General features: G+C 73.3%; 20 protein-coding genes. 15 read left to right on the top strand and 5 right to left on the bottom strand.

Annotation, left to right across the window (positions count from 1 at the left end; genetic code table 11):
* The first annotated feature begins 109 nt into the window (after positions 1–109).
* The 10 genes from IO40_RS0106175 (at position 110) to IO40_RS0106130 (ending at position 14,026) form a co-directional block, all read left to right on the top strand.
* Complete coding sequence (locus IO40_RS0106175; RefSeq protein ID WP_016471506.1) at positions 110–724, top strand: non-oxidative hydroxyarylic acid decarboxylases subunit B; 615 nt, start codon at positions 110–112, stop codon at positions 722–724.
* Between the two features lie 64 nt (positions 725–788).
* Positions 789–2,213 carry a non-oxidative hydroxyarylic acid decarboxylases subunit C gene (locus tag IO40_RS0106170; protein WP_031175000.1) on the top strand — a complete coding sequence of 475 codons (1,425 nt, stop codon included), beginning with the start codon at positions 789–791 and terminating at the stop codon, positions 2,211–2,213.
* Between the two features lie 100 nt (positions 2,214–2,313).
* Positions 2,314–2,586 (top strand): non-oxidative hydroxyarylic acid decarboxylases subunit D, encoded by a 273-nt coding sequence (locus IO40_RS0106165; protein WP_016471504.1) that lies wholly within the window; start codon positions 2,314–2,316, stop codon positions 2,584–2,586.
* Positions 2,587–2,933: 347 nt separating this feature from the next.
* Complete coding sequence (locus IO40_RS0106160; RefSeq protein ID WP_016471503.1) at positions 2,934–4,037, top strand: isopenicillin N synthase family dioxygenase; 1,104 nt, start codon at positions 2,934–2,936, stop codon at positions 4,035–4,037.
* A gap of 370 nt (positions 4,038–4,407) precedes the next feature.
* A complete protein-coding gene (locus IO40_RS0106155; protein WP_016471502.1) occupies positions 4,408–5,226 on the top strand; it encodes an IclR family transcriptional regulator in 819 nt (272 codons plus the stop codon).
* Positions 5,227–5,359: 133 nt separating this feature from the next.
* Positions 5,360–7,036, top strand: coding sequence for an OPT/YSL family transporter (locus tag IO40_RS0106150; RefSeq protein WP_031174999.1), 1,677 nt, complete (start codon positions 5,360–5,362; stop codon positions 7,034–7,036).
* A gap of 103 nt (positions 7,037–7,139) precedes the next feature.
* Positions 7,140–8,204, top strand: a complete 1,065-nt coding sequence (locus IO40_RS0106145; RefSeq protein ID WP_016471500.1) for a 2,5-dihydroxypyridine 5,6-dioxygenase NicX family protein — start codon at positions 7,140–7,142, stop codon at positions 8,202–8,204.
* 85 nt (positions 8,205–8,289) lie between these two features.
* Positions 8,290–9,627, top strand: coding sequence for an alpha/beta fold hydrolase (locus IO40_RS0106140; protein ID WP_031028524.1), 1,338 nt, complete (start codon positions 8,290–8,292; stop codon positions 9,625–9,627).
* Positions 9,628–10,227: 600 nt separating this feature from the next.
* Positions 10,228–11,895 (top strand): DHA2 family efflux MFS transporter permease subunit, encoded by a 1,668-nt coding sequence (locus IO40_RS0106135; RefSeq protein WP_031174998.1) that lies wholly within the window; start codon positions 10,228–10,230, stop codon positions 11,893–11,895.
* Between the two features lie 217 nt (positions 11,896–12,112).
* On the top strand, positions 12,113–14,026 hold the full coding sequence (locus tag IO40_RS0106130; protein ID WP_031174997.1) for a serine hydrolase: 1,914 nt from the start codon (positions 12,113–12,115) through the stop codon (positions 14,024–14,026).
* A 102-nt stretch (positions 14,027–14,128) separates the two neighbouring features.
* Here IO40_RS0106130 and IO40_RS0106125 read toward each other — a convergent pair whose 3' ends face one another.
* Positions 14,129–14,737, bottom strand: a complete 609-nt coding sequence (locus tag IO40_RS0106125) for a DUF2165 domain-containing protein (RefSeq protein WP_031028530.1) — start codon at positions 14,735–14,737, stop codon at positions 14,129–14,131.
* 153 nt (positions 14,738–14,890) lie between these two features.
* Between IO40_RS0106125 and IO40_RS0106120 the strand changes: the two genes are divergently transcribed.
* Positions 14,891–15,178 carry a hypothetical protein gene (locus IO40_RS0106120; RefSeq protein WP_016471495.1) on the top strand — a complete coding sequence of 96 codons (288 nt, stop codon included), beginning with the start codon at positions 14,891–14,893 and terminating at the stop codon, positions 15,176–15,178.
* A gap of 6 nt (positions 15,179–15,184) precedes the next feature.
* On the opposite strand, the gene IO40_RS0106115 is transcribed toward IO40_RS0106120, so the two are convergent.
* Together IO40_RS0106115 and IO40_RS0106110 are read right to left on the bottom strand one after the other, a co-directional pair.
* Positions 15,185–16,495 (bottom strand): sensor histidine kinase, encoded by a 1,311-nt coding sequence (locus tag IO40_RS0106115; protein ID WP_234336580.1) that lies wholly within the window; start codon positions 16,493–16,495, stop codon positions 15,185–15,187.
* Between the two features lie 446 nt (positions 16,496–16,941).
* On the bottom strand, positions 16,942–17,997 hold the full coding sequence (locus IO40_RS0106110; protein ID WP_016471493.1) for a LacI family DNA-binding transcriptional regulator: 1,056 nt from the start codon (positions 17,995–17,997) through the stop codon (positions 16,942–16,944).
* Between the two features lie 265 nt (positions 17,998–18,262).
* On the opposite strand from IO40_RS0106110, the gene IO40_RS0106105 reads away from it, so the two are divergent.
* The 4 genes from IO40_RS0106105 to IO40_RS0106090 all read left to right on the top strand — a co-directional run bounded on the left by IO40_RS0106105 (position 18,263) and on the right by IO40_RS0106090 (position 23,235).
* Positions 18,263–19,609 carry an ABC transporter substrate-binding protein gene (locus IO40_RS0106105; RefSeq protein WP_016471492.1) on the top strand — a complete coding sequence of 449 codons (1,347 nt, stop codon included), beginning with the start codon at positions 18,263–18,265 and terminating at the stop codon, positions 19,607–19,609.
* Positions 19,590–20,585: a carbohydrate ABC transporter permease gene (locus IO40_RS0106100; RefSeq protein WP_016471491.1), complete on the top strand. Its 996-nt coding sequence runs from the start codon at positions 19,590–19,592 to the stop codon at positions 20,583–20,585. The genes IO40_RS0106105 and IO40_RS0106100 overlap by 20 nt, the downstream gene beginning before the upstream one ends.
* An 11-nt stretch (positions 20,586–20,596) precedes the next feature.
* Complete coding sequence (locus IO40_RS0106095; RefSeq protein ID WP_016471490.1) at positions 20,597–21,574, top strand: carbohydrate ABC transporter permease; 978 nt, start codon at positions 20,597–20,599, stop codon at positions 21,572–21,574.
* A gap of 152 nt (positions 21,575–21,726) precedes the next feature.
* Positions 21,727–23,235 (top strand): GH1 family beta-glucosidase, encoded by a 1,509-nt coding sequence (locus IO40_RS0106090; RefSeq protein ID WP_016471489.1) that lies wholly within the window; start codon positions 21,727–21,729, stop codon positions 23,233–23,235.
* Between the two features lie 28 nt (positions 23,236–23,263).
* On the opposite strand, the gene IO40_RS0106085 is transcribed toward IO40_RS0106090, so the two are convergent.
* Positions 23,264–24,322 carry a cation diffusion facilitator family transporter gene (locus tag IO40_RS0106085; protein WP_016471488.1) on the bottom strand — a complete coding sequence of 353 codons (1,059 nt, stop codon included), beginning with the start codon at positions 24,320–24,322 and terminating at the stop codon, positions 23,264–23,266.
* 221 nt (positions 24,323–24,543) lie between these two features.
* The gene (gene trxA / locus IO40_RS0106080; protein WP_016471487.1) at positions 24,544–24,957 is read right to left on the bottom strand and encodes a thioredoxin; all 414 of its coding nucleotides are present in this window, start codon (positions 24,955–24,957) and stop codon (positions 24,544–24,546) included.
* Positions 24,958–25,314: the final 357 nt, after the last annotated feature.

Below are 25,314 nucleotides of genomic sequence, written 5' to 3'. Positions count from 1 at the left end.
TGTCCGATTTTCCCCATGGCGTGTCCCGAGCGTACCGCTGACCTGCCACGAGCCGCTCCTAGCGTGAGGACGAGGGATAAGCGATGTCCGAAAAGGGGTACGTGCGGCCGTGCGACTGATCGTGGGAATGACCGGAGCGACCGGGGCACCGTTCGGGGTGCGGCTGCTGGAGCGGCTGGCCGAGCTGCCCGAGGTCGAGACCCATCTGGTGATGAGCCGCTGGGCGCGGGCCACGGTCGAGGTGGAGACCGACCGCACGGTGCGGGAGGTCGGCGAGCTGGCCGATGTGGTCCACCACCCCGACGACCAGGGGGCCACGCTCTCGTCCGGCTCGTTCCGCACGGACGGCATGGTGATCGTCCCCTGTTCGATGAAGACGGTTGCCGGAATCCGCGCCGGGTACGCGGACGGACTGGTGGGCCGGGCCGCCGACGTGACCCTCAAGGAGCGCCGCCCGCTGGTGCTGGTACCGCGGGAGACGCCGCTGAGCGAGATCCATCTGGAGAACATGCTGGCGCTGGCCCGGATGGGGGTGCGGATCGTGCCGCCCATGCCCGCCTTCTACAACCGGCCCGCCACCGTCGCGGACATCGTCGAGCACATCACCACGCGGATCCTCGACCAGCTGGGGCTGGCACCCGACGGTGCCGCCCGCTGGGCGGGGCTGCGCGCGGCCCGCTCGGCGCCGTCGCCGCGGCCCTCCGGTACCGGCCCGCTGCCGTGACCGGCCGCCGCCCCACCGGCGGCCCCACCGCCCGCTTCCGCCGTTCTTCCGAGGAGAAGTATCGATGCCGTACGACGATCTGCGGTCCTTCCTGAACACCCTGGAGAAGGAAGGGCAACTGCTGCGCATCACCGACGAGGTGCTGCCCGAACCGGACCTGGCCGCGGCGGCGAACGCCGCCGGCCGCATCGGGGACGGTGCGCCCGCCCTGTGGTTCGACCGGATCCAGGGCTTCACCGACGCCCGTGTCGTGATGAACGTGCACGGCTCCTGGCGCAACCACGCCCTGGCCCTCGGGCTGCCGAAGGAAACCTCGACACGGGAACAGGTGGAGGAGTTCGCACGCCGCTGGGACGCCTTCCCCGTGGCCCCCGAGCGCCGGGCGGACGCGCCGTGGCAGGAGAACACCCTCACGGGCGACGACGTGGACCTCTTCCGGGTGCTGCCGCTCTTCCGCCTCAACGACGGCGACGGCGGCTTCTACCTGGACAAGGCCGCCGTGGTCTCCCGCGACCCCGAGGCCCCCGACGACTTCGGCAGGCAGAACGTGGGCACCTACCGGCTGGAGGTCGTCGGCCGCGACCGGCTGGGGTTGCAGCCGGTGCCGATGCACGACATCGCCCAGCACCTGCGCAAGGCCGAGGAGCGGGGCGAGGACCTGCCGGTGGCGATAACGCTGGGCAACGACCCCGTCGTACCGATCGTCGCGGGCATGCCCATGGGCTACGACCAGTCCGAGTACGAGATGGCGGGAGCGCTGCGCGGCGCGCCGCTGCCGCTGGCCGTGGCCCCGCACACCGGGCTGGACGTGCCGTGGGGCGCCGAGGTGGTGATCGAGGGCGTCATCGAAGCCGGGGTGCGCCAACTGGAGGGCCCCTTCGGTGAGTTCACCGGCCACTACTCGGGCGGCCGGCGGATGCCGGTGGTGCGGATCGAGCGGATCTCCTACCGCACCGATCCCGTCTTCGAGTCCCTTTACCTGGGCATGCCGTGGACGGAGTGCGACTACCTGGTCGGACCCAACACCTGCGTGCCGCTGCTCAAGCAGCTGCGCGCGGAGTTCCCCGAGGTGCGGGCGGTCAACGCGATGTACACGCACGGACTGCTGGTCATCATCTCCACGGCCAAGCGGTACGGCGGCTTCGCCAAGGCGGTCGGTATGCGCGCCATGACCACGCCGCACGGCCTCGGCTACGTCACCCAGGTCATCCTCGTCGACGAGGACGTGGACCCGTTCGACCTGCCGCAGGTGATGTGGGCGCAGTCGTCCAAGGTGAACCCCCGGGAGGACGTGGTCGTCGTCCCGAACCTGTCCGTGCTGGGGCTGGCGCCCGCCGCCGAACCCGCCGGAGTCACCAGCAAGATGATCATTGACGCCACCACTCCCGTGGCACCCGACCGGCGCGGCAACTTCGGTATGCCGACCCGCGATCTGCCCGAGACGGCGGAGTGGACGCAGCGACTGCGCTCGCTGCTCGCCGAACGCTGACCGGCCGGCACTCCCCCTGATCCCTTGCGCCCTGGCCGCCCGGCCCCTGACTCCGGGGCCGGCCACGGCAAGGGCAAGAGACGAGAAAGGACCCTTAGTCATGGAATCCGCAAGTTCCGGACGTGAAGCGACCACGGGTGGCGCCACCGTCTGCCCGCGGTGCGCCGGGGAGGACGTCACGGCCGTGGCCTCCTCCCCCGTCCCCGGCGTGTGGCAGGTGCTGCAGTGCGGCCGGTGCCTGTACATGTGGCGCACGACCGAACCCGCCCGCCGCACCCGGCGGGACGCCTACCCCCGGCAGTTCCGGCTGACGGCCGCGGACATCGCCGACGCAGCGGAGGTGCCACCCGTGCCGCCCCGCGTCGCGGGCTGACCGTCCGGCGTCCCGCCCCGTGCCCCGCTCGCTCGCGGGAGCACGGGGCGGGGGGCACGGGGCGGACTGCTCGCCAGGAGGCGGTCGAGGGCGGGAGGCCGCGGACGGATCATCCGGTCCGGACGTGAGGTGACGGCGGGTCAGCTGCCCGCGCACTGGTCAACTCGACGTGTCCCGTGCCGAGTTGGAGGTTCCGCCGAGCGGTGGCGGTGCGGAACGGCACGGTTTTGGGCGGTCGTCCGGAACCCGGTGCCCAGCCTTTACACACTCACAGCGTGCACCCACTGTGGCAACCACGCCGGCGGAGCACTCCCCCGTTCCCCCACCGCACGGAAGGAGGCGCCGCGATGACCGACCCGGCCACGCCCCGCGAAGAGTTCCAGGTACCCGTCATCGACGTCTCGCGCTGGACCGCCAGCAGCACCGAGGAACGCGCCGCGCTCGCCCTGGCCGTGGACGAGGCGGCCCGCACGACCGGTTTCCTCCAGATCACCGGCCATGGCATCCCCGACACGGTCCAAGCGGACCTGGCCGCAGCGATGGACGCCTTCTTCGCACTCCCCCTCGCCGAGAAGAAGGCACTGTGCGCGCCGCCCGAGATCAACCGCGGTTACACCCCGCCCAGAGCCGAGAAGCTCAGCCTCTCGCTGGGCGTCTCCTCTCCCGAGGACCTGTTCGAGGCGTTCAACGTGGGGGTGGACGGCAGCACGTGCCCCGACGGCACACTGCCCGCCGCGTACTTCCCCGCCAACGCGTGGCCCGACCCGCAGCGCGTACCCGGGTTCCGGGAAGCCGTGGAGGGCTGGTTCGACCGTGCGGGGGCGCTCGCCCGGCGGCTGACCGGCATCTTCGCGTGCGCCCTCGGTCTGCCCGAGGACTTCTTCCGTCCGTACACCGACCGCTCCGTCGACGTCCTGCGGCTGAACAACTACGCGCTGCCCGACGGGGAGACCCGGATCGAGCCCGACCGCATGGGCATGGGCGCGCACACCGACTACGGCATCGTGACCGTCCTGTGGGCCGACCGCGTACCCGGACTCCAGATCCTCGATCTGGAGGGCAGGTGGCGGGACGTGCTCCCCGCCGAGGGCGCCCTGCTGGTCAACCTCGGTGACGCGCTGGCCCGTTGGACCAACGACCGCTGGCGCTCCACCCTGCACCGGGTGCTGCCGCCGGCCGACCCGGAGGGGCGGCTGGTACGGCGCCGCTCCGCCGCCTACTTCCACGACGGCAACCATGACGCCGTCATCAGCCCGCTCCCCGTCTGCGTCCCGGCGGGCAGCGAGCCGCTCTACCCGCCGCTCACCATCGGCGACCACATCGCGGCCAAGCTGTCCGGCTCCCGCGCCCTGCGGCCGAACGACGACGCCGCGCGGGAGAGCGCACGGCTGCTCGCCGCCGACAGCGGCGACAGCGCTCACAGCGGCGACAGGGGCGGCAACCGGCGCTGAGGGGGCCCGCCGCGTACCTTCGGCGGGGCACCGGCTCCCTGGAGCTCCGCCCCCGGCTGCCGCGTGTTCGGGCGCACCGCACGCGGCGGCCGGGTGTCTTCCGTTCCGGTCCGGGCCAAGATCGGACCCGCCGTGGCGGTCACCCTCGCGTCGTACCACCCGGACCGTCACGCACGCATGTTCGACCGACGGGCCACGACGATGCCCCGTCGGCCCCGCCGGGTGGTGTCGGGCGGCAGCGAAGCCCGGAAGTTTCCTGTCCGACCCTTGACACCCCCGTGGCCTGCGCCCATAGTGCTCCCCTCACAGCGCAACAGCGTTGCGCTGAGCGCACCGACAGAGCAGCACGGCACGGGCAGGAGAGACGCGTATGGCCACTGCGGCAGACCGTCCGCCACAGGCATCGACACAGGCCGGTACGGCCGGACGGACACGGCCCGCCTCCGGCGCGCTCCAGTCCGCCGACCGCGCCCTGGTCGCGCTGCTCTCCTTCACCGAGCAGCGGCCCGAGTGGGGCGTCAGCGAACTCGCCCGGCACCACGGATGGGACAAGGCGGTCGCCCAGCGCCTGCTGACGACCCTCGCCGGCCGGGGCTTCCTCACCTGCGACAGCACCACCCGGCGCTACCGGCTGGGGCCCGCCGTCTGGCGCCTGGCCCGGGTGGGCGAGCACAGCGGCGTCCTGCCCTCGCTGGTCCGCCCCGTGCTCGCCCGGCTGCTGCGCGAGACCGGTGAGAGCGTCGTCCTCAACGTTCCCAACGGCGGCGGCTACCGCTGTGCAGCGGCCGTGGACGGCACCGGTCCCATCCGGTACACCGCGCTCGTGGGCGCCCTGATGCCCGGGCACGCGGGCGCCTCCGGGCACGCCATCTTCGCCTACTACCCCGAGGCCGAGGTCCGCCAGATCTTCGGGGCCACCGCACTGCAACGCTTCACCGACACCACCCTCACCACCGTCGACGCCCTGCTGGAGCGCTACGCACTGCTGCGGGAAACCGGCTTCGGCATCAGCCACGGCGAGTACGACGAGGCCGTGACCGCCGTCTCGGCGCCCGTCTTCCAGGCCGGGACCATCGCCGCGTCCCTGACCGTCATCGGCCCCAGCCACCGCGTCACCGCGGCGGCCGACCGCATCACCGAAGCCGTACTCACGGGCGCCGCCGAGGCCACCACCGCCTTCGGCGACTGACGGCGGCACCCTCACCCCTCATCCCTCACCCCTCACCCGCACCGGGCCCCGCACGGGCCCGGGCTCCCACCCCTCCACCGGCGACGGTCCCCGGCCGCCGCCGGGCTCCGCCCTGCCCTCAAAGAGGTCTCGCATGCCTTCTTCCGCAGCCCCGGACACGGACGGCGGCGCCGCGCCGCCGCAGGCCGGACCCGCCACCCACCCCAGAGTGCGCGAGCCCTTCCTGTTCGTCCTCCTGGTCGTCCTCTCGGTCGTCGGCGCCGTCATCGGCATCGACCTGGTCGCCAAACTCGGCATCTCCGCGAACACCGCCGTCGTCGGCGCGCTCATCGCCATGCTGATCGGCCGCATCCCGCTCACGGCGCTGCGCCGGATGCGCTCCGTCCACCGGCAGAACCTCGCCCAGAGCGCCATCTCCGCAGCGACGTTCGCCGCCGCCAACGCGCTGCTGACCTCGGCGGCCGTCCCCTTCGTCTTCGGCCGCGAGGACCTGGTGTGGCCGATGCTGGCCGGTTCCTTCCTCGGCCTGCTCATCGACGCCTGGGTGCTCTACAAGTCGTTCGGCTCCCGGCTGCTGCCCGCCGAGGCCGCCTGGCCGCCCGGGGTGGCCGCCGCCGAGACCATCAAGGCGGGTGACAAGGGCGGCAAGCGCGCGGCGGTGCTGGCGGGCGGCACCCTGGCCGGCCTGGCGGGCACCTTCTGCGGACTGCCGCTGTCCGCCGCCGGCGTCGCCTTCCTCGGCAACATCTGGGCCCTGCTGATGTTCGGCATCGGGCTGGGGCTGCGCGAGTTCGGCCCCCAGCTGTTCGGCACCGACCTGGGCGGCGGATATGTGCCGCACGGCGTGATGATCGGCGCGGGCCTCGTCGCCCTCGGGCAGGCGGTGGCGGTACTGACGCGGCGCCGCGGCGAGCGCACCGGGGAGGGCGACGGGCAGTCTGCCGCCGCCGCGCCCTCCGCACCGCCCGCTCGCCCCGGGGCGCCCGCCCCCACCGTCGACGAGGCGGCGCTGCGCAGGGCCCTGCTGCGCGGCTACGCCCTGTTCACGGCGGGCGCCGTGGTGCTGGCGCTGGCGGGCGGACTGCTCGGTGCGATGAGCGTGCCGGCGCTGATCGGCTGGGTGCTGTTCGCCGCGTTCGCCGCCCTCGTCCACGAGCTGATCGTCGGGCTGGCGGCGATGCAGTCCGGCTGGTTCCCGTCGTTCGCCGTCACCCTGATCTTCCTCATCCTCGGGCTGGTCATCGGCATCCCCTCCGTACCGCTCGCCCTCCTCGTCGGCTACGTGTCGGCCACCGGCCCCGCCTTCGCCGACATGGGCTACGACCTCAAGGCAGGCTGGCTGCTGCGCCGCGACCACCGGCCGTGGGACCCGTACGAGCGGGCGGGCCGGCGCGAACAGTTCCGCGCCGCCCTCATCGGCTTCGCCGTCGCGCTGGCCGTCGTGGCCGTGCTGTGGCAGTCGTACTTCCACCAGAAGCTGATCCCGCCGGTCGCCCAGGTGTACGCCGACACCGTGCGGCACGGCCTCGGCGACCCGGGCGCGCTGCGCACCATGCTCCTGTGGGCCGTCCCCGGCGCCCTCATCCAGCTGCTGGGCGGCACCCGGCGGCAGATGGGCGTCATGCTGGCGACCGGGCTGCTCATCCTCACCCCGCACGCCTGTCTGCTGGTGCTGGCCGCGCTCGCCGTCCGCGTGCTCTACCGGCGGCTGCGCGGGGACCAGGCCGACGCCGAACTCAACCTGGTCGGCGCCGGACTCATCGCCGGCAGCTCGCTCGGGGACTCCGCACAGATCATCAAGGCCGAGTGACCGCCCCGCAGCGCCCGCCGCGCGCCCGTCCGCCGCCGGCCCACCGCTCCGCCGCACCGTCCGGCGGTCCACGCACCACGCACACAGCATGAGGAGAAAATCCATGGAAATGCACAGCCGTCTCGAACCCCGCCCCGAGTACCTCGGCTTCGAACTCGCCCTGGCGGCCCGCAAGCTGGTCGAGCAGGTCATGCTCGTCAAGCCCGGGGAGCACGTGGTGCTCACCGGCGACACCAGCAGCGACCGCCGCGTCATCGACGCGACCGCGCAGGCCGTCGCCGCCGCCCGCGCGCACCCCGTGGTGGTGTGGTACGAGACGCTGCCCGGCTCCTCGATGGAACCGCCGCGGCCGGTCGCCGGTGCCATCGCGGACGCGGACGTGTGGATCGAGTTCGCCGTCTCCTACCTCATGCACTCCGACGCGTTCCGCGCCGCCATGAAGAACGGCTGCCGCTACACGAATCTGACCGCGATGGACGTGCAGATGCTCGTCGCGACCGTCGGCCGTCCCGACTTCGAGGGCGTCATGCGGCTCGGCAAGGCGCTGGTCAAGCTGCTGGAGGAGGCCGACGAGGTCCGCATCACCTCGGCGAACGGCACCGACATCACCGGACGCAACGGCGACCGTCCGATCAATCTGCGCGGCAAGCCCGCCGAGAAGCCGGGCGAGACCGTGATGCTCTCCGGGCAGATCTCCTGGAACCCGCTGGAGGAGACCCAGCAGGGCACCCTCGTCTTCGACGGTGCCCTGTGGCCGCCGGACGAGCTGGGCCTGCTGCGCTCCCCGGTCCGCTGCACGGTCGAGAACGGCGTGGTCACCGCCATCGAGGGCGGCCAGGACGCCGAGACCTTCCGCCGCTGGATGGAGTCCTGGGACGATCCGAACATGTTCCGGGTGGCGCACTGGTCGCTCGGCTTCAACCCCGGTGTGCCGGCACCCACCGGCCGCATCGTCGAGGACGAGCGGGTCTTCGGCTGCGTCGAGCTGGGCATCGGCACCAAGGGCGCGTGGATCGGCGGTGAGCCGTGGGTCGCCGCGGCACACACCGACGGCAGTGTGCTGGCGCCGTCCATCTACCTGGACGGCGTCGCCATCGAGAAGGACGGCCGCTACGTCCACCCCGAACTGGTCCGCATCTGCGCGGAGCTGGGCGTCGCCGGGTACTGACCGGCCCAGCCGTCACACCGCACCGTCACCGGGAGGGGCGGGCCCCGCGCCCGCCCCTCCCCCACCCACCCCTGGAGCCAGCGCGATGGACACCCACCCGAACGCCGGGCCGAAGGCCCCGGTCACCTACCGTCATGACGGACTCGTCTGCGTCGACCACAGCCTGGACGTACCCCTCGACCACGCGGACCCGCACGGCCCCACCCTGTCGCTGTTCGCCCGCGAAGTGACCGCCGCCGGCCGCGAACACGAGGACCTGCCGCGGCTGCTGTGGCTCCAGGGCGGGCCCGGCGGACGGGCCGAGCGGCCCAACGCCGCCGGCGCCTGGCTGCGGCGTGCCCTGCGGGACTACCGCGTCGTCCTCATGGACCAGCGCGGCACCGGCCGCAGCACCCCGGCGGACCGCCGCACCCTGGCCGCCTTCCCCGACGCCGCCGCGACCGCCGCCCACCTGGCGCACTTCCGCGCCGACTCCATCGTCCGCGACGCCGAACTCCTGCGCGCCCACCTCGGCGGCGACGCCGCCCGGCCCTGGTCGGTGCTCGGGCAGAGCTTCGGCGGCTTCTGCGCGCTGACCTACCTCAGCCTCGCCCCGGAAGGGCTGGCCGAGGTCTTCATCACCGGCGGGCTGCCCACCCTCACCGGGCACGCCGACGACGTCTACCGGGCCGCCTACGCCCGCACGCTCGCCCACAACGAACGCTATTTCGCCCGCTACCCGGGCGACCAGCCGCTCGCGGACGCGGTGGCAGCCCACCTGGAGCGGAACGATGTGCGCATGCCGTCCGGCGAGCGGCTGAGCGTGCGCCGCTTCCAGACGCTGGGCATCACCTTCGGCACCGCCGCCAAGTTCGACAGCCTCCACTATCTGCTGGAGACCGCCTTCGTGCCCGGGCCCCGCGGACCGGAGCTGTCGGACACCTTCCTGCGCGGCGCCGACGCGGTGCTGTCCTTCGCCGAGCGCCCCCTGTACGCGCTGCTGCACGAGCCGATCTACGCCCAGGGCGGGCGGCCGACGGCCTGGTCGGCACACCGGATCCGGGAGGAGTTCCCCGCCTTCGACGCCACCGGCATCGCGGACGGCGACGCCGGGCCGCTCCGCTTCACCGGCGAGATGATCTACCCCTGGCAGTTCGAGGAGGACCCTGCCCTCGTCCCGCTGCGGGAGACGGCCGGTCTGCTGGCACACCGCACCGACTGGCCTCCGCTGTACGACCTCGGCCGGCTCGCCGCCAACGAGGTGCCGGTGGTGGCGGCCGTCTACTACGACGACATGTTCGTCGACCGCGAGCAGGCCCTCGAAACGGCGTCGGCGGTGCGCGGGCTGCGGCCGTGGATCACCAACACCCACGCCCACGACGGTGTCCGCGCCGACGCCGCCGTCCTCGACCGCCTGCTGGCGATGGCCCGCGGCACCGCCTGACGGGCGGGCCGTCCCGGCCCGCCCGGTGTGTGACGGTCCCCTTCCTCCGGGCCCCCGCCGGGGAGGGTTCGACGTCGCGGGGCAGCCGGTCACGAGGAAGGGCGGCCGGGCCCCCGGCCGGGCAGGGAACGACGGCCCCTGCCGTTCAGCCCCCGACCACCCGTCCCTCCCAGCCCTCACCCAGCCCCCGACGGGCCCTTCCGTCCGGCCGCGCCGGGCGCTTGACCGTCCGTTTCCTCCGCGTGTCTCGCCGGGCACGGGACGGCCCGTTCCTCCGGGCCCCCGCCCAGCGTCCGACGGCTGGTTCGGCCCGGCCCCGCCAGGGCCGGCGGCTCCTTCCGTCCGGGCCCTTCCCGCCCCCCGGTCGGCCTTTCCGCACGCACCTCGGCGGCAAACGGGTTCTCCGGGACGGTCGCCGCAGACCCGGGGGACGGCTGTCCGCGCCCCATTGCAGCCGTCCCCGGTTCCGGCGGCGCGCCGGACGGGAGGGCGCGGGCGGCGGCGCCGCTGAGCGCCTTCCCCGGCGCCCGTTCGCAGGCGCCGTACGATCGGCGGGACCGGCTACGCGGGGCGGCAGCAGCGGAAGGGCGGCGAAGCGGGATGAAGACGCACAGGACGGCCGCGGACGCCGGAGACATCGTCTTCCGGTCCCCCACCGGACGCTGGATGCTCGCGGCGACCGTACTGGGCTCGGCCATGGGGTTCCTCGATGCCACCGTCGTCAATGTGGCGCTCCCCGCGATCGGCCGCGACGTGGGCGCGGACGTCTCCGAACTCCAGTGGGTGCTGGACAGCTACCTGCTGACCCTCGCCGCGCTCATCCTGCTCGGCGGTTCGCTGGCGGACCGCTACGGGCGGCGCCGCGTCTTCACGCTCGGCGTCGTCTGTTTCATGATCCCGTCGGTGCTGTGCGCGGTGGCGCCGACAGCCGGAATCCTCATCGTCGCCCGCGCCCTGCAGGGCGTCGGTGCCGCGCTGCTGACTCCCGGGAGCCTGGCCATCATCCAGTCGACCTACCGGTCGGCCGACCGGCCCGCGGCCATCGGCACCTGGTCGGCGCTCACCGGGGTGGCGTCCGCGCTGGGCCCGATCATTGGGGGCTGGCTCATCGACGCCTTCTCCTGGCGGTGGATCTTCCTCCTCAACGTGCCGATCGGGCTGGTCGTCATCGCGATCACCGGCCGGCACGTGCCCGAGAGCCGCGACCCGCACGTGACGGGCCGGCTCGACCTGCGGGGCGCCGTCCTGGCGACGGCCGGACTGGCCGGGATCACCTACGCCCTCATCGAGGGCCCACGCGGCGGCTCCCCCTTGTGGGTGACCGCCACCGCGCTGGGCGTCGGCCTGGCCGCGCTCGCCGGTTTCGCCGTCACCGAGCGGCACGCCGCCGGTCCGATACTGCCGCCGGGCGTCTTCGCCTCCGGTCAGTTCCTCAGCGCGAACGCCGTCACCTTCGTGGTCTACGCGGCGCTGGGCGGCGTCTTCTTCCTGCTCGTCGTCTTCCTCCAGACCTCGCTCGGCTACAGCCCGCTGGCCGCGGGCGCGGCCTCGCTGCCGGTGACGCTGCTGATGCTGGCGCTCTCCTCGCGGGCCGGTGCGCTCGCCCAGCGCGTCGGGCCGCGCCTGCCGCTGACGGTCGGTCCGCTGCTGCTGGCGGCGGGCATGCTGCTGATGCTGCGGATCGATGTGGGCGCCGGGCGGGGCGTCGCCGACTACGCCGTCTTCGTACTGCCCGCCGTCCTCGTCTTCGGGCTGGGGCTGGCCACCACGGTCGCGCCGGTCACGGCCACGGCGCTGGCAGCCGCCCCGGCGACGCACTCAGGGGTGGCCTCCGGGGTCAACAACGCCGTCTCCCGGGTGGCCCAGCTGACGGCGGTCGCCGCCCTGCCGGTGCTCGCGGGCATCGGCGGCAAGGACTTCCAGGACCCGGGAGCGCTGGCGGACGGTTTCCACACCGCCATGCTCATCACCGCGGCCTTGTCCGCCGCGGGCGGTCTCCTCGCGGCGGCGACCATCCGCTCCGACGTTCTCGTCGGCGCCCCCGAGCCCGCCCGCGCGGCCCCCGCACGGCGGCAGCCCGCCCCGGAGGCGGAACCCTGCCCGTACGAGTGCCCGGTGGCGGGCACCCCGCTGCGTCCCGCCCCGGCACCGGCAAAGACCCGGCAGGGCGGCACGCCCGGCCCCGACCGGCCGGGCGGGACGGACGGCACCCACGAAGCCCCGGGCCCCGGCGGACGCGGCGGGGCCGACGGCACCGACGAGGCGTAGAGGCCGGCACGCACGGCCCTGCCGGACGGAACGGGTAGCGGAGGAACCGGCCGCGGTGGGCGGGCCGGTACGCGGATGCCCCGGCGCGCGGCGTACCCGGCACGCGGCGGCGTACCCCGACGCACGCGGCGGATGTTCCGGTGCCCGCACACGGACCGGGTTCCGGCGTTGCGTCGTGTCGCAGCCGGGCGGCTGCCGGGCCACGCGCGTACGTTCGGTGCGGGACACCGTCGTTGACACCTACGAGGTCGAGGGGGTCCGGGTGCGGCATTCCGCGTACGTCACCGCCGCGGCACGCGTGCTCGTCACGCTGGCCGGGCTCTCGCTGCTGGCGCCGCCGGCCGCCGCGCACGGCGGGGAGGCGGGCCGCAGGCCCGGGACTGTCCGGGAGGCGGCGGACGGACTGCCGGGCTTCGCCCGCGGTTTCGACCGGCCCTACCGGGGATTCGCCCCCGCGAACACGGTGCTGCACCATGCCACGCCCGAACAGGCGGGGCTGGACCCGCGGCCCGTCGAGGCGCTCACCCGCCGGCTGGCCGAGTGGACCGATCCGGGGCGCGGCGCCGGTTATCTGTTCCCCGGGGCCACCGCGCTGCTGGCCCACGACGGCGAGGTCGTCGCCCGGTTCGCGGTGGGCGACGCCGTACGGTACGGGCCCACGCGCCGTCAGCTGCCGCCGCGCAGCCGCGTCCCGGCCCGGACCGACACCGTCTACGACCTGGCCTCGCTCTCGAAGCTGTTCACCTCGGTCGTCGCCGTGCAGCAGATCGAGGCGGGGCGGCTGCGGCTGGACGCGCCCGTCGCCCGCTATCTGCCCGCCTTCGCCGCGCACGGCAAGGGCCGGATCACCGTCGAACAGTTGCTCACGCACACCTCCGGCCTGCCGCCCGACCCGAGACCCCCGCTGTGGCAGGTCAGGGGCGGGCTGCGTGCCCGCGAACAGGCGATCGCACGGGTGGCGCCGCAGTCGCCGCCGGGTGCCGCGTACCGCTACTCGGATCTGAACCTGCTCAGCGCGCAGTTGCTCGTGGAGAAGGTGACGGGCCGCCGGCTCGACGCGCTCGTACGGGAGGGGATCACCGGACCGCTGGGCATGAAGGACACCGGTTACCGCCCACCGGCGTCGCTGCGGTCCAGGATCGCCGCGACCGGCGTCCAGCACAGTCCGCCCAGGGGGCTGCTGCGCGGCGCGGTGCACGACACGAACGCCTGGGCGATGGGCGGCGTGGCGGGGCACGCGGGGGTCTTCTCCACGGTGGACGACCTGGCCGTGTTCGCCCAGACACTGCTCAACGGCGGCACCTACCGGGGACACACGGTCCTGAGCCGGCACGGGGTCCGGCTCCTGGCGCACAACTACACCAGCCGGTTCGCCGGGGACGACCACGGGCTGGGCTTCGAGCTGAACCAGAGCTGGTACATGGGGGGACTGACCGGCCCCCGGACGCTGGGCCACACCGGATTCACCGGTACGTCGCTGGTCGTCGACCCCGCCTCGCGGTCGTTCGCGATCCTGCTGACCAACCGGGTGCATCCCGACGACGAGACGCCGTCCACCAATCCGGCGCGGCGCGCGGTGGCCACCGCGCTGGCGCGGTCGGTGCCGGTCCGGCCGCCGGGCGGCGGACGCACCTGGTCCAGCGAGGAGCCGGCCGGGCCGCCGGCGACGCTGACGACCGGTCCGCTCCGCGGGCACGGCCGGCTGTACGTCGGCTACCGCGCCTTCGTGGACACCGGTTCACGCGAGGGCTTCGTGGCGGAGTGGAGCGCGGACGGCGGACGCACCTGGCAGCCCGTCCCGGGGACGGCGCTGTCCGGGCACTACCGGCGTGGCTGGCAGCGGGTGCGGGCACCGCTGCCGGCCGGGCCCTACCCCGCCGGTCTGCGGCTGCGCTGGCTGCACACCGGCGGCCGGCCCTTCGAGGGCCGGGGCGTCGAGGTGACGGGGCTCCGGGTGACCGACGGGACGCGGGTGCTGTTCGACGGCGACTGCGCCACCGCCCCGCTGACCGCACGCGGCTGGCGGCTGCTGCTGCCCCCTCCCTGGCGGCTGGCCGGCACCCCGGACACCGGGGGCGGTGCGGCGTTCGGCTGCCCGCGGAGCGGCACGGACCGGTCCAGAGAGGGGTGACCTGCCTGCGGGGCCGGGCAGGGACGCCGCTTCCCCGGGCGGGTCACGTGGAGCGGCCTCCCGGCCCGGAGGCCCGGGGTGGGAGGCCGCTCCGGTGGTCGGTCACCCCACGCCGGGACGGGTGCCCGGGCCGGACGGGCCGGACCGGTCGGGGTGCGCCACGCCGCCGGGCCGGTCGGCTGTCGCGAGGACCGTCAGGAGCGATACTCCGCTGAGGACGACGATGCGGATGGCGGCGTCGAGGCCGTTCCACTTCTCGGACTGCCACATGGCGAACCACTCCCCGCCCACGGCCATGAACCCGGCGCCGAAGAGCAGCAGGAGCATCAGCAGCCCGGCCGCCGAGGTGCGCCGCGCCCGCGGTACGTCCCGGCGGAGCCACAGCCAGCAGCCGGCGATGAGCACGAGTGCGGCTGCGGTCTCCCACACGATGATCGCCACGTAGGCGGCGTCCTGCCAGGTGCGGGAGGTGACCGCCCGCCACATCAGGTCCTCGTCCCGGAAGGTGGTGTCCATGGCCAGGACGTGCCGGACGAACTGCCGGTTGGTGTCGAAGTCGGTGATGTTGCCGAACGCGACCAGGGCTATGTACAGGGCGACCGTGACGGTGAGGACCGCGGCTGCGGCCTCGCGAACGCCGAACGGGGCGCGCGCCGTGGACGGTGACGTCCGCTCGCGCCGGGTACGGGAGTGCTCCGGTGAGGCATGCATGCCCTGATCATGAGGCACCGGCACGGTGTCCTTGAAGGCCGCGTCGGCTCCGGTTTCGCGGCGGCCCGGGCAACCGTCCGGGCCCGCGAGGTGTCCAACTGGTGCGGGCAGGTCCGGGTGAGGGCGTGCCCGGTGAGAGCGAGGGGGACGCTCATGGTCGCGTGGCTGGTGTTCGGGGCGCTCGTCGTGGTGGTCGCGGTGCTGATACGCCTGCTGACCGTCGCGCCGCCCAATCTCCGTGACCGCCGGAACGGCCGGGGACGAGGCGCGGCAGGACCGTACCGGGGGCGGGCGTGGACGGCAGGACCCGACGACCGCCGTCCGGCCGAGGACGGCCCCGACGGGAACGGTCCGGGCGGGGACGGCCCGGGCGGCGGCGGTACCGGTGGTGACAGCTTTTCCGGAGGCTGCGGGGGCGGGGGCGGGGGCGGCGGGGACTGAGCGGTTTCACGCCTCCGCGGGCGTCAGCGGGAAGGTGGCCTCCACCTGGAACCCTCCCGTGTCGCCGGGGCCGGTGACGAGGGTGCCGCCGGCCAGCCGGACGCGTTCCGTGAGACCGATCAGTCCGTGGCCGCCGCTGGGCAGAAGCGGGCCACTGCCGTCCGGGTCCGCGTCCGCGGTGCGCGGCGCCGGACCGTTGCGGACGCTCACCCGCAGACTGTCGGGGGTGGCCGCGAGGCGGATGTCGGTGGCCGCGCCGGGTGCGTGCTTGTGCACGTTGGTGAGCGCTTCCTGCACCACCCGGTAGGCGGCGCGTTCGACCGGTTCGGGCAGCGACCGGGGCGGGGACGTGGGTGCGATGTGGACGGTGACGGGCAGTCCCGCGGCGCGTGAGCTGTCGGCGAGCGCGGTGACGCGGTCGGCGACGGAGCCGGAGGGCGCGTCCCCGTCCGCGGAGGCCGGCTTCCGATCGGGGGCGGCCTCGTCGCTGCGCAGCACTCCGACCATCTCGCGGAGTTCCATCAGCGCGCGCCGCCCGGCTGTGCGGATGGTGGCGGCGGCCTCGGCCGTCACGCCGGGATCGTGGGCCACGGCGGTCAGCGCGTTGGCGTGGACGACGATGAGGCTCACCTGGTGCGAGACCACATCGTGCATCTCGCCGGCGATCCGCTGCCGCTCCTGGGAGCGCGCCGCCTCGGCGATGAGCCGCTGTTCACGCTCGGCGCGTTCGGCGCGCTCCACCAGCCCTTCGACGACCGCGCGCCGCTCGCCCGTGTAGAGGCCCAGCAGCAGCGGCACGACGACGACCAGCACAAAGTTCACCAGGAACCAGTTGGCCAGCATGCTGGGATGCGACCAGGTCTCGGCGTTCCACGGCAGGGCGCCCACCAGGCCGGCCACGGCCGTGGCCCATACGGCGCGCCGGGCGTGCGGGCCGCGGCGATAGGCGCCCTCGGCGTAGTACGCGAACGGCACCACGAACGACGCCGTGTGGGCCTGCTGCGCGATCAGGGCCGCCAGGACGACGAGCTCCGGGAAGCGGCGCCGGGCCAGCAGCGGAAGGGCGCTGCACACGGCGAGCACGGTGTTGCCCCAGGGGCTGACGGGCCCGAGGTAGGGGTTGGCGCGGCTCTGCCATACCGACAGCGCGAGGACGAAAGCGGTGAGCAGGAGGTCCGCCGCCCGGGGCGACAGCCGGGGGCGTGGCGTCCGGGGGTGGGCGGGGGCGTCGGGCCCCGGGTGCGTCGGGGTGCTGAGCCGTGCCGCCCAGGAGCGGAGGAAGTGTCGTACGGGACTGCCGGGGACGGTGTTGCGCATCCCGGCGAGCATAAGTGGCCACCGGCCGGTCGCCGCCCTCCACCCCCGTGCGTGACGGCTTCCGTCCTGTGCGTGACGGTTCGTGCGGTACGGCAGGCGGCCTCCGGCACACCACCGCCAGCCCCGGCCAGTGAGCCGACCGCGGACCGACCGGCGCCGGTCCCGAGCGGAGCGGCGGGCGACCGCAGACCGACCGGCGCCCGTCCCGCCAGCGGGGCAGACGCTCCCGGACCGACCAGCGCCGGCCCCAGACGGGGGCTTCAGGCCCCGACCGATCCGCGCCCGTCCCGAGCCGCAGCAGCACACGCTCTCCGACCCTCCAGCGCCCGTCCCGGGCCGAGCGGCGGGCGGCCTTCACCCAGGCAGCGGCGCCCTCGCAAGGAACAGCGGCCTCACGAGGAGCGGCGGCCTCATGAAAGGCAGCGGTCTCACGAGGAGCAGCGCTCTCACGAGGAGCGGCGCCGGACCAGTTCCGTGGGCAGTACCAGGTGGTGTTGCCCCGCAGTGTCGCGGACGGCCCGCTCCCGCCGCCCGGTCATCAGACCCAGCAGCATCCGGACCATGGCGCGGCCCATCTCCTCGATGGGCTGGCGCACGGTGGTCAGCGGCGGGTCCATATGGCGTGCGACGGCCGAGTCGTCGAAGCCGACCAGGGCCACCTCGTCGGGCACCTCGCGTCCGGCCTCGCGCAGCGCGATCCGGGCGCCGGCGGCCATCACGTCGGAGGCGCAGAAGACGGCGTCGAGTCCGGGTTCCCGCTCCAGCAGGCGCCGCATGGCCCGGTGGCCGCCCTCCTCGGTGAAGTCGCCCTCCTCCACCAGGTGCCCGTCCGGCCGGCCGGCGGCGCGCAGCGCCTCGTGGTAGCCGTCGAGGCGGCAGCGGGCCGCGTACATGTCCAGCGGGCCGGTGACGGTGGCGACCTTGCGGCGCCCGCGCCCGATGAGGTGTTCGACGGCGAGCTGTGCTCCCAGCAGGTTGTCGGAGTCGACGTAGGGCACGTGCTCGTCGTGCGAGCGGCGTCCGCTGATGACGGCGGGCATGCCGATGTCGCGCAGCAGGTCGGGGAGCGGGTCGTCGCCGTGCACGGACACCAGCAGCACCCCGTCGACCCGATGGGCGGCGGCGTACTGCCGGAAGCGCTCCCGCCCGCGTTCGTCACGGATGAGGGTCAACAGCAGTTGCATGTCCGTGTCGGCGAGTTCGGTGCTGACCCCGCGCAGAATCTCGGAGAAGTACGGCTCGGCGAAGAGCCTGTTCTCCTGCTCGGGGACGACCAGGGCGATGGCGTCCATGCTGCCTGCGGCCAGGGCGCGGGCGGCGCGGTTGGGGACGTAGCCCAGTTCGGCGACGGCGGCCTGGACGGCGGCGCGGGTGCGCTCGCTGACCCGGGGTGAGCCGTTGATGACCCGGGAGGCCGTTCCCCGGCCGACGCCGGCGCGCGCGGCGACCTGTTCGAGGGTCGGCCCCGGCTTCCCGGTGCCTCCCCCGCGGGCTGCTGGCATGGACGGGTCCTCCTTCTGAGGCGAACTTCTGCGGCTGAGGCGCCGACGGCTGCGGTCTTCCGCCGCCGTGGGACGGCACCGGCGGTGCGTGTGGATCTCATTCAACTACACGGGCCCGTGGAAGCGCTTCCCTGCCATAACCCTTGACGGGCCACGGCTTCTCGCCCATGCTGCATCGCACGAATGGGAGCGCTCCCACTGCTTTCCACTGCATCGAGGGGGCGGGCTTCCGGCATTCCGCGGCTTCGGAGGGGACGGCACCACCATGGGCACCACCAGGGAGACAGGCACCACAGGGAAGAGAACCGTGCGGGGGACACACCGCACCCGCCCCCTCGCGCTGGGCCTGGCGGCCGTGCTGGGCGCGGGGCTGCTGAGCGGATGCGCCGACGACGGCGGATCCAGCGCCGGCGCCGACGGCAAGACGACGCTCTCGGTCGGGGTCTTCGGCGTCTTCGGCTACAAGCAGGCCGGCCTCTACGACGAGTACGAGAAGCTCCACCCCGGCATCCGCATCCAGGAGAACTCGACCGAGCGGAACGAGGACTACTACCCGGCGCTGCTCAACCACCTGTCGGCCAACAGCGGACTGAGCGACATCCAGGCCGTCGAAGTGGACAACATCGCCGAGGTCTCCCGCCTGCACGCGGACAAGTTCGTCGACATGGCCAAGGCCGGCGGAGTGGACAAGTCCGACTGGCTGACGTGGAAGTGGGACCAGGCCAAGGCACCGGGCGGCCAGGTCGTCGGCCTGGGCACCGACATCGGCCCCATGGGGGTCTGCTACCGCAAGGACCTCTTCGAGAAGGCTGGCTTGCCCACCGACCGGGAGGAGGTCGGCATGCTGTGGCGGGGCGACTGGTCCAAGTACGTCGAAACCGGCGAGAAGTACATGAAGAAGGCCCCGAAGGGCACGGCGTTCATGGACGGCGCCGCCGGCCTGTACAACGGCGCGGTCGCCAGCTATCCGGTCAAGTACTACAGCGCCGACGGCAAGCTGGTCTACAAGAAGAGCAAGGCCGTCCGCGAGTCCTGGGACCTGGCGATGCGCGCCGTGGACAGCAAGATGACCGGCCGCCTCAAGCAGTTCGACAAGGAATGGGACCAGGCGTACGCCAACGGCACCTTCGCCACCGTGGTCTGCCCGCCCTGGATGCTCGGCTACATCAAGGAGAAGGCCGGTGACAAGGGCGCCGGCAAGTGGGACGTGGCGGCAGCGCCCAAGCCCGCCAACTGGGGCGGCTCCTTCCTGACCGTGCCCAAGGGCGGCAAGCACGAGAAGGAGGCCCTCAAGCTGGCCACCTGGCTGACCGCGCCCGAGCAGCAGGCGAAACTCTTCCAGAAGCAGGCCAGCTTCCCCAGCGCGCAGACCGCCTACAAGCTGCCCGAGGTCAAGGACGCCGAGCACGCCTATTTCGACAAGGCGCCCATCGGCAAGATCTTCTCCCAGGCGGCCGAGGGCATCCCCACCACGCCGCTGGGCCCGAAGGACCAGATCATCAAGACCACCATCTCCGACATCGGCATCCTCCAGGTCGAGCAGCAGGGCAAGTCGCCCGAGGAGGGCTGGAACGCCGCGGTGAAGAAGATCGATGACGTCGTCGAGGACTGATCCGCTCCCCGGGGCCCGGGCGACCACCGCGCCTCCCGCCGCGGGAGCCGCCGGCCGCGCACACCGCCAGGTGCGCGGCGGCCGGCGGCGGCACCGCTGGGACGCACGCTTCAGCCCCTACGCCTTCATCGCCCCGTTCTTCCTGTTCTTCGCCGCCTTCGGGCTCTTCCCGCTGCTGTACACCGGCTGGGCCTCCCTGCACCGCGTGTCGCTGCACGATCCCACGCACATGGAGTGGGTGGGGTTGCAGAACTTCTCGCGGCTGCTGGAGGACGACTTCTTCTGGAACGCCCTGCGCAACACCTTCACCATCGGTGTGCTCTCCACCGTGCCGCAGCTGCTGATGGCCCTGGGCCTGGCCCATCTGCTCAACTACAAGCTGCGCGGCTCGACGTTCTTCCGGGTCGCCGTGCTCACCCCGTACGCGACCTCCGTCGCCGCCGCCACGCTGGTGTTCGCCATGCTCTTCGGCCGCGACTACGGAATGATCAACTGGGCGCTGGGCCTGGTCGGCATCGACCATGTCGACTGGGAGAACGGGACCTGGACCTCGCAACTGGCCGTCTCCGCCATCGTCGTGTGGCGGTGGACCGGCTACAACGCGCTGATCTACCTCGCCGCGATGCAGGCCGTCCCCCATGACCTGTACGAGTCGGCCGCCTTGGACGGCGCCTCCCGCTGGCAGCAGTTCCGGCATGTGACGGTGCCCAGCCTGCGGCCGACGATCCTGTTCACCGTGGTGGTCTCCACCATCGGCGCCACCCAGCTGTTCGGCGAGCCGCTGCTGTTCGGCGGCTCGCAGACCGGCGGCGGCTCCCACCAGTACCAGACGCTGGGGCTGTACCTGTACGAGCAGGGCTGGTTCAACTTCCAGCTCGGCAGGGCCTCCGCCATCGCCTGGGCGATGCTCCTCATCCTCATCGCGGTCGGCCTGCTCAACTGGCTGATCGCCCGACGACTGGGCAGGACCCGGTGAAGGGGGCGGACATGCCGGCCACTCTCCGGCGCCGTACCCCGGGCAGCCGCCCCGGCGGCCGGCCCGGCACGGAAGCGGACGACGCGACCGAAGGGCACACCCGCGCGGACGGTACCGGCACGGCACGCCGGGGACGCGGCCCACGGCTGAGGAAGGCGGGCGGCGCGGGACGGCAGCTGCACGCCGGGCCCTTCGCCTACGCCGTACTGGTCCTTTTCACGGTCGGCTCGCTCTTCCCCCTGGTCTGGACGGCCATCGCCGCCTCGCGGGACAACCAGAGGCTGGCCGAGACCCCGCCGCCGTTCTGGTTCGGCGGCAACCTGTTCGCCAACCTGACCACCGCGTGGCAGGACGCGAACATGGGCAAGGCGCTGGTCAACACGGTCTTCGTGGCGGGCTGCATCACGCTGAGCACCGTGCTGTTCGCCACGCTGGCCGGGTACGCCTTCGCCAAACTGCGGTTCCGCGCCAAGAACCTGCTGCTGATGATGGTGATCGGCACGATGATGGTGCCCCCGCAGCTGAGCGTCGTCCCGCTGTTCATGGCGGTGGCCGAGCTGGAGTGGACCAACCAGCTCCAGGCGGTCATCCTGCCGATGATGGTCAACGCCTTCGGGGTGTTCTTCATGCGCCAGTACCTGACAGGCGCGCTGCCGACCGAACTCATCGAGGCCGCACGGGTGGACGGCGCACACAGCCTGCGCATCGTGTGGCACGTGGTCTTCCCCGTGGCTCGGCCCGCGATGGCCGTACTGGGCATGCTGACCTTCGTCCTGGCCTGGAACGAGTTCTTCTGGCCGATCATCGCGCTCACCCAGGACAACCCGACCGTCCAGGTGGCGCTGACCGGCCTCGGCCGCGGCTACATCCCCGACGAATCCGTGATCATGGCGGGCGCGCTGCTGGGCACCCTGCCGCTCCTGATCGCCTTCACGCTGTTCGGCAAGCAGATCGTCGGCGGCGTCATGCAGGGAGCGGTCAAGGGCTGACCCGCACCCGGGGCAGGGGCCGCGGGCGGAACCGGCGTGGGGGCCGGCCACCGCCCGCGGCCCCACCACCCCGCCACCCGGTGGATTCCGGTACGACCCCGGGCCGGAGCACCCGCGCCCGGCCACCACGCACCAACGATGGGAGCGCTCCTATGACCCTGCCCACCGAAGAGACCCGGCCCGCCGACGAGACCGGCCCGGCCCAGGCGGACCGCCTCGCAGAGCGCACCCGGCCGGCCGCCTCGCCGGGCGGCGCCCCCGCCCTGCGCTTCCCCGCGGGCTTCCTGTGGGGCGCCGCCACCGCCGCGTACCAGATCGAGGGCGCGGTGGCGGAGGACGGCCGTACGCCGTCCATCTGGGACACGTTCTCGCACACGCCCGGTGCGACCGCCGGCGGCGACACCGGTGATGTCGCCTGCGACCACTACCACCGGTACCGGGACGACGTGGCCCTGATGTCCGAACTGGGCCTGGGCTCCTACCGTTTCTCCGTCTCCTGGTCCCGCGTCCAGCCGGCCGGCCGCGGCCCCGCCGACCGGCGCGGACTCGACTTCTACCGCTCCCTCACCGACGAGCTGCTCGCCGCGGGGATCACCCCCGCCCTCACCCTCTACCACTGGGACCTGCCCCAGGAGCTGGAGGACGCGGGCGGCTGGCCGGCACGGGATACGGCGTACCGGTTCGCGGAGTACGCCGGGCTGGTCGCCGACGCGCTGGACGACCGCGTCGAGCTGTGGACGACGCTCAACGAGCCGTGGTGCAGCGCCTTCCTCGGCTACGGCTCGGGCGTGCACGCGCCCGGCCGTACCGATCCCGTCGACGCGCTGCGTGCGGCCCACCACCTCAACCTGGGCCACGGCCTCGCCGTCCAGGCCCTGCGCGCCGCGCTGCCCGGCAGCGCCCAGGTGACCGTCAGCCTCAACCCCGCCGCGGTCCGGCCCCGCACCGCCGGTCCGGCCGACCAGGACGCGGCCCGCCGCATCGACGCCCTGGCCACCCGCGTCTTCACCGGCCCGATGCTGCGCGGCGCCTACGACGAGGATCTGCTGGCGGACACGGCGGCGGTCACCGACTGGTCCTTCGTCCAGGACGGCGACACCGCGCTGGCGCAGCAGCCGCTGGACGGTATCTGCCTCAACTACTACACGCCCAACGTGGTCTCCGCCGCCCCCGAGGGCACCGAACCCGAGCGCCAGGACGGCCACGGCGCCAGCGCGCACTCCCCCTGGCCGGGCGCGGACCGGGTCGCCTTCCACCGGCAGCCCGGCGAGCAGACCGCCATGGGCTGGAGCATCGACCCCAGCGGGCTGACGGAGCTGCTGCTGCGCTTCCACCGCGAGGCTCCGGGCGTCCCGCTGTACGTGACCGAGAACGGCGCGGCCTACCCCGACAGCCCCGACGAGGACGGCCGCTTCCACGACCCCGAGCGGATCGCGTATCTGCGCAGCCACCTGGCCGCCGTGCACGAGGCACTGCGGGCGGGGGCCGACGTGCGCGGCTACTTCGTGTGGTCGCTCCTGGACAACTTCGAGTGGGCGTGGGGATACGACAAGCGCTTCGGTCTCGTCCACGTCGACTACGCCACCCAGCGGCGCACCCCGAAGTCCAGCGCGGGCTGGTACGGGCAGGTGGCCCGTACGGGTCTGCTGCCGCAGGAGTGACCGCGCGCCCGCCGGGGCCTGCCGGCCGTCAGCCGTCGCCGCGGCCCTCGGCGGCCTGGGCCTCGGCGGCGCGTTCGATCGCCTTCCTCTCCCGCCGGGCCCGGCGGCGGTCCTCCCGGTCCGCGTCGACCACGTCCAGGAAGACGTGGTCGACGTGCGGGCACTGCCTGGCCAGGTTCCGCTTCACCCGGACCAGGACGTCCTCCAGCAACTCGCTCTCGACCCCCGGCATCAGATCGACCCGCGCCGCGAGCAGCACGGAGTCCGGGCCCAGCCGCATGGTGAGCAGTTCCGTGACGGCGTCGATCTCCGGCTGGCCGTCCAGGAAGTCGAGGATCTCGCGCCGCAGCACCGGATCGGCCGCCACACCGACGAGCCGGTCCTTGGCACTGCGCCCGAGCGCGAAGGCGATGTGCACCAGCAGCCCGCCGATCAGCAGCGAGGCGACGCCCTCGTACCAGCCCTCGCCGGTCACCATGTGCAGCACCATCCCGGCCATGGCCAGCAGCACACCCAGACAGGCCGCACTGTCCTCCGCGAACACCGTCCGCAGCGCCGGGTCCTCGCTCTGCCGCATCTCGGCCCGCACCGACCGGCCCGCCTGCCGGGCCTGACGCCGCACCTGGAGCAGCGCCCGCGAGGTCCCCTCGGCCAGCAGCGCGACGAACAGGACCACCAGGCCGATCACATAGCCGCTCAGTGTCTCCTGTCCCTCGGAGCGGAACGCCTCGAACCCCTGGAAGAAGGAGAAGCAGCCACCGGTGATGAAAATGCCCACGGCGGCAAGCAGCGACCAGAAGAACCGCTCCTTGCCGTAACCGAACGGGTGCGCGCTGTCCGCCGGTTTGCGGCTGCGCTTGAGGGAGGCGAGGAGGAACACCTCGTTGAGGCTGTCGGCCACCGAGTGCGCGGCCTCCGACAGCAGCGCGGGCGAGCCGGCGAAGAGCCCGCCGACGAGCTTCGCGACGGCGATGAGGAGATTGGCCCCCAGCGCCACCCAGACAGTGGTCCTCGTCTCACCGTCCTGCTGCCGACCCGAGGTGGCGCCGGACACCACCCCCGGCCCGGCCGTCGTCGCCTCGCTCATCGCGATACTGCCCCTCCCCTGTCCCTCTCGGCCGGTCCCCGTCCCGGAAGAGACCGGCACCTCCCGTCCAGGACGTCACCGGCGCGGCGCCTCTCCGGCGGTGCGGCGGTGTGTCCGGTGCGCGGTGGCCGGCACGGCGGTCTTTGCCGGTGCGCACGTACTCCCTGACTCCATGCACCGGGTCCACCACGGACGTACCGGTCCGCTGCGGACCCGTGGCGTCAGGCGCTGCCCGGCGCACCCTCCTGCCCGCCGCCCTGGGAGGCGCCCTGCTGCTGCGCCTGTGCGGCGGCCCGCCGGACCTCGTCCATGTCCAGAGCACGGGCCTGGCCGATGAGGTCCTCCAGCGCGGCCTCCGGAAGCGCTCCCGGCTGTGCGAACAGGAGGGTGCGGTCCCGGATGATCGCCAGCGTCGGAATGGACTGCACCTTGAAGGCGGCGGCGAGCTCCTGCTGGGCCTCGGTGTCCACCTTGGCGAAGGTGAGGTCGCTGTGCCGTTCCGCCGCGGCCTCGTAGACCGGGGCGAAGCTGCGGCAGGGACCGCACCAGGAGGCCCAGAAGTCGATCAGGACGAAATCGTTCTCCTTGACGATCTCGTCGAAGTTGTCCTTGGTCAGCTCGACCGTCGCGTTCATCGCTGCCTCCTGCCGTGGGTATTTCCCAGGTCACGGTTCCCCGGACAGCCCGCCCCACACGTGCGGGCCCGTTCGTTGAGGGCTGAAGACTGGTGGCAGGGGGTGCGGGGCCGGTGTCCTGTGGGTGAGGGCGCGGGAGGCGGGATGTGAGGGCGCCCATAGGGGACGGGTCACATACGACCCCGCTTCGTATGTCCGGTATGCCGGGAACAGGGGTGGGGGTGGGGCGGCTTCCCGTATCGGGCATATCGGACTATTCGGGGTCGTAGGTCACATGTTTGCGGGGGTGGGGAGCCGGTTCCCAGGGTGGGTGCCAGGTCGCGAGGAGACCGGGCAACAGTCCGCCGCGCGGCCGGA

This window comes from Streptomyces albus subsp. albus, from assembly GCF_000725885.1.
In the GTDB taxonomy this organism is placed as follows: domain Bacteria; phylum Actinomycetota; class Actinomycetes; order Streptomycetales; family Streptomycetaceae; genus Streptomyces; species Streptomyces albus.
The sequence above is the reverse complement of the archived record's forward strand: the minus strand, read 5'-3'. Positions and strand labels throughout refer to the sequence as shown.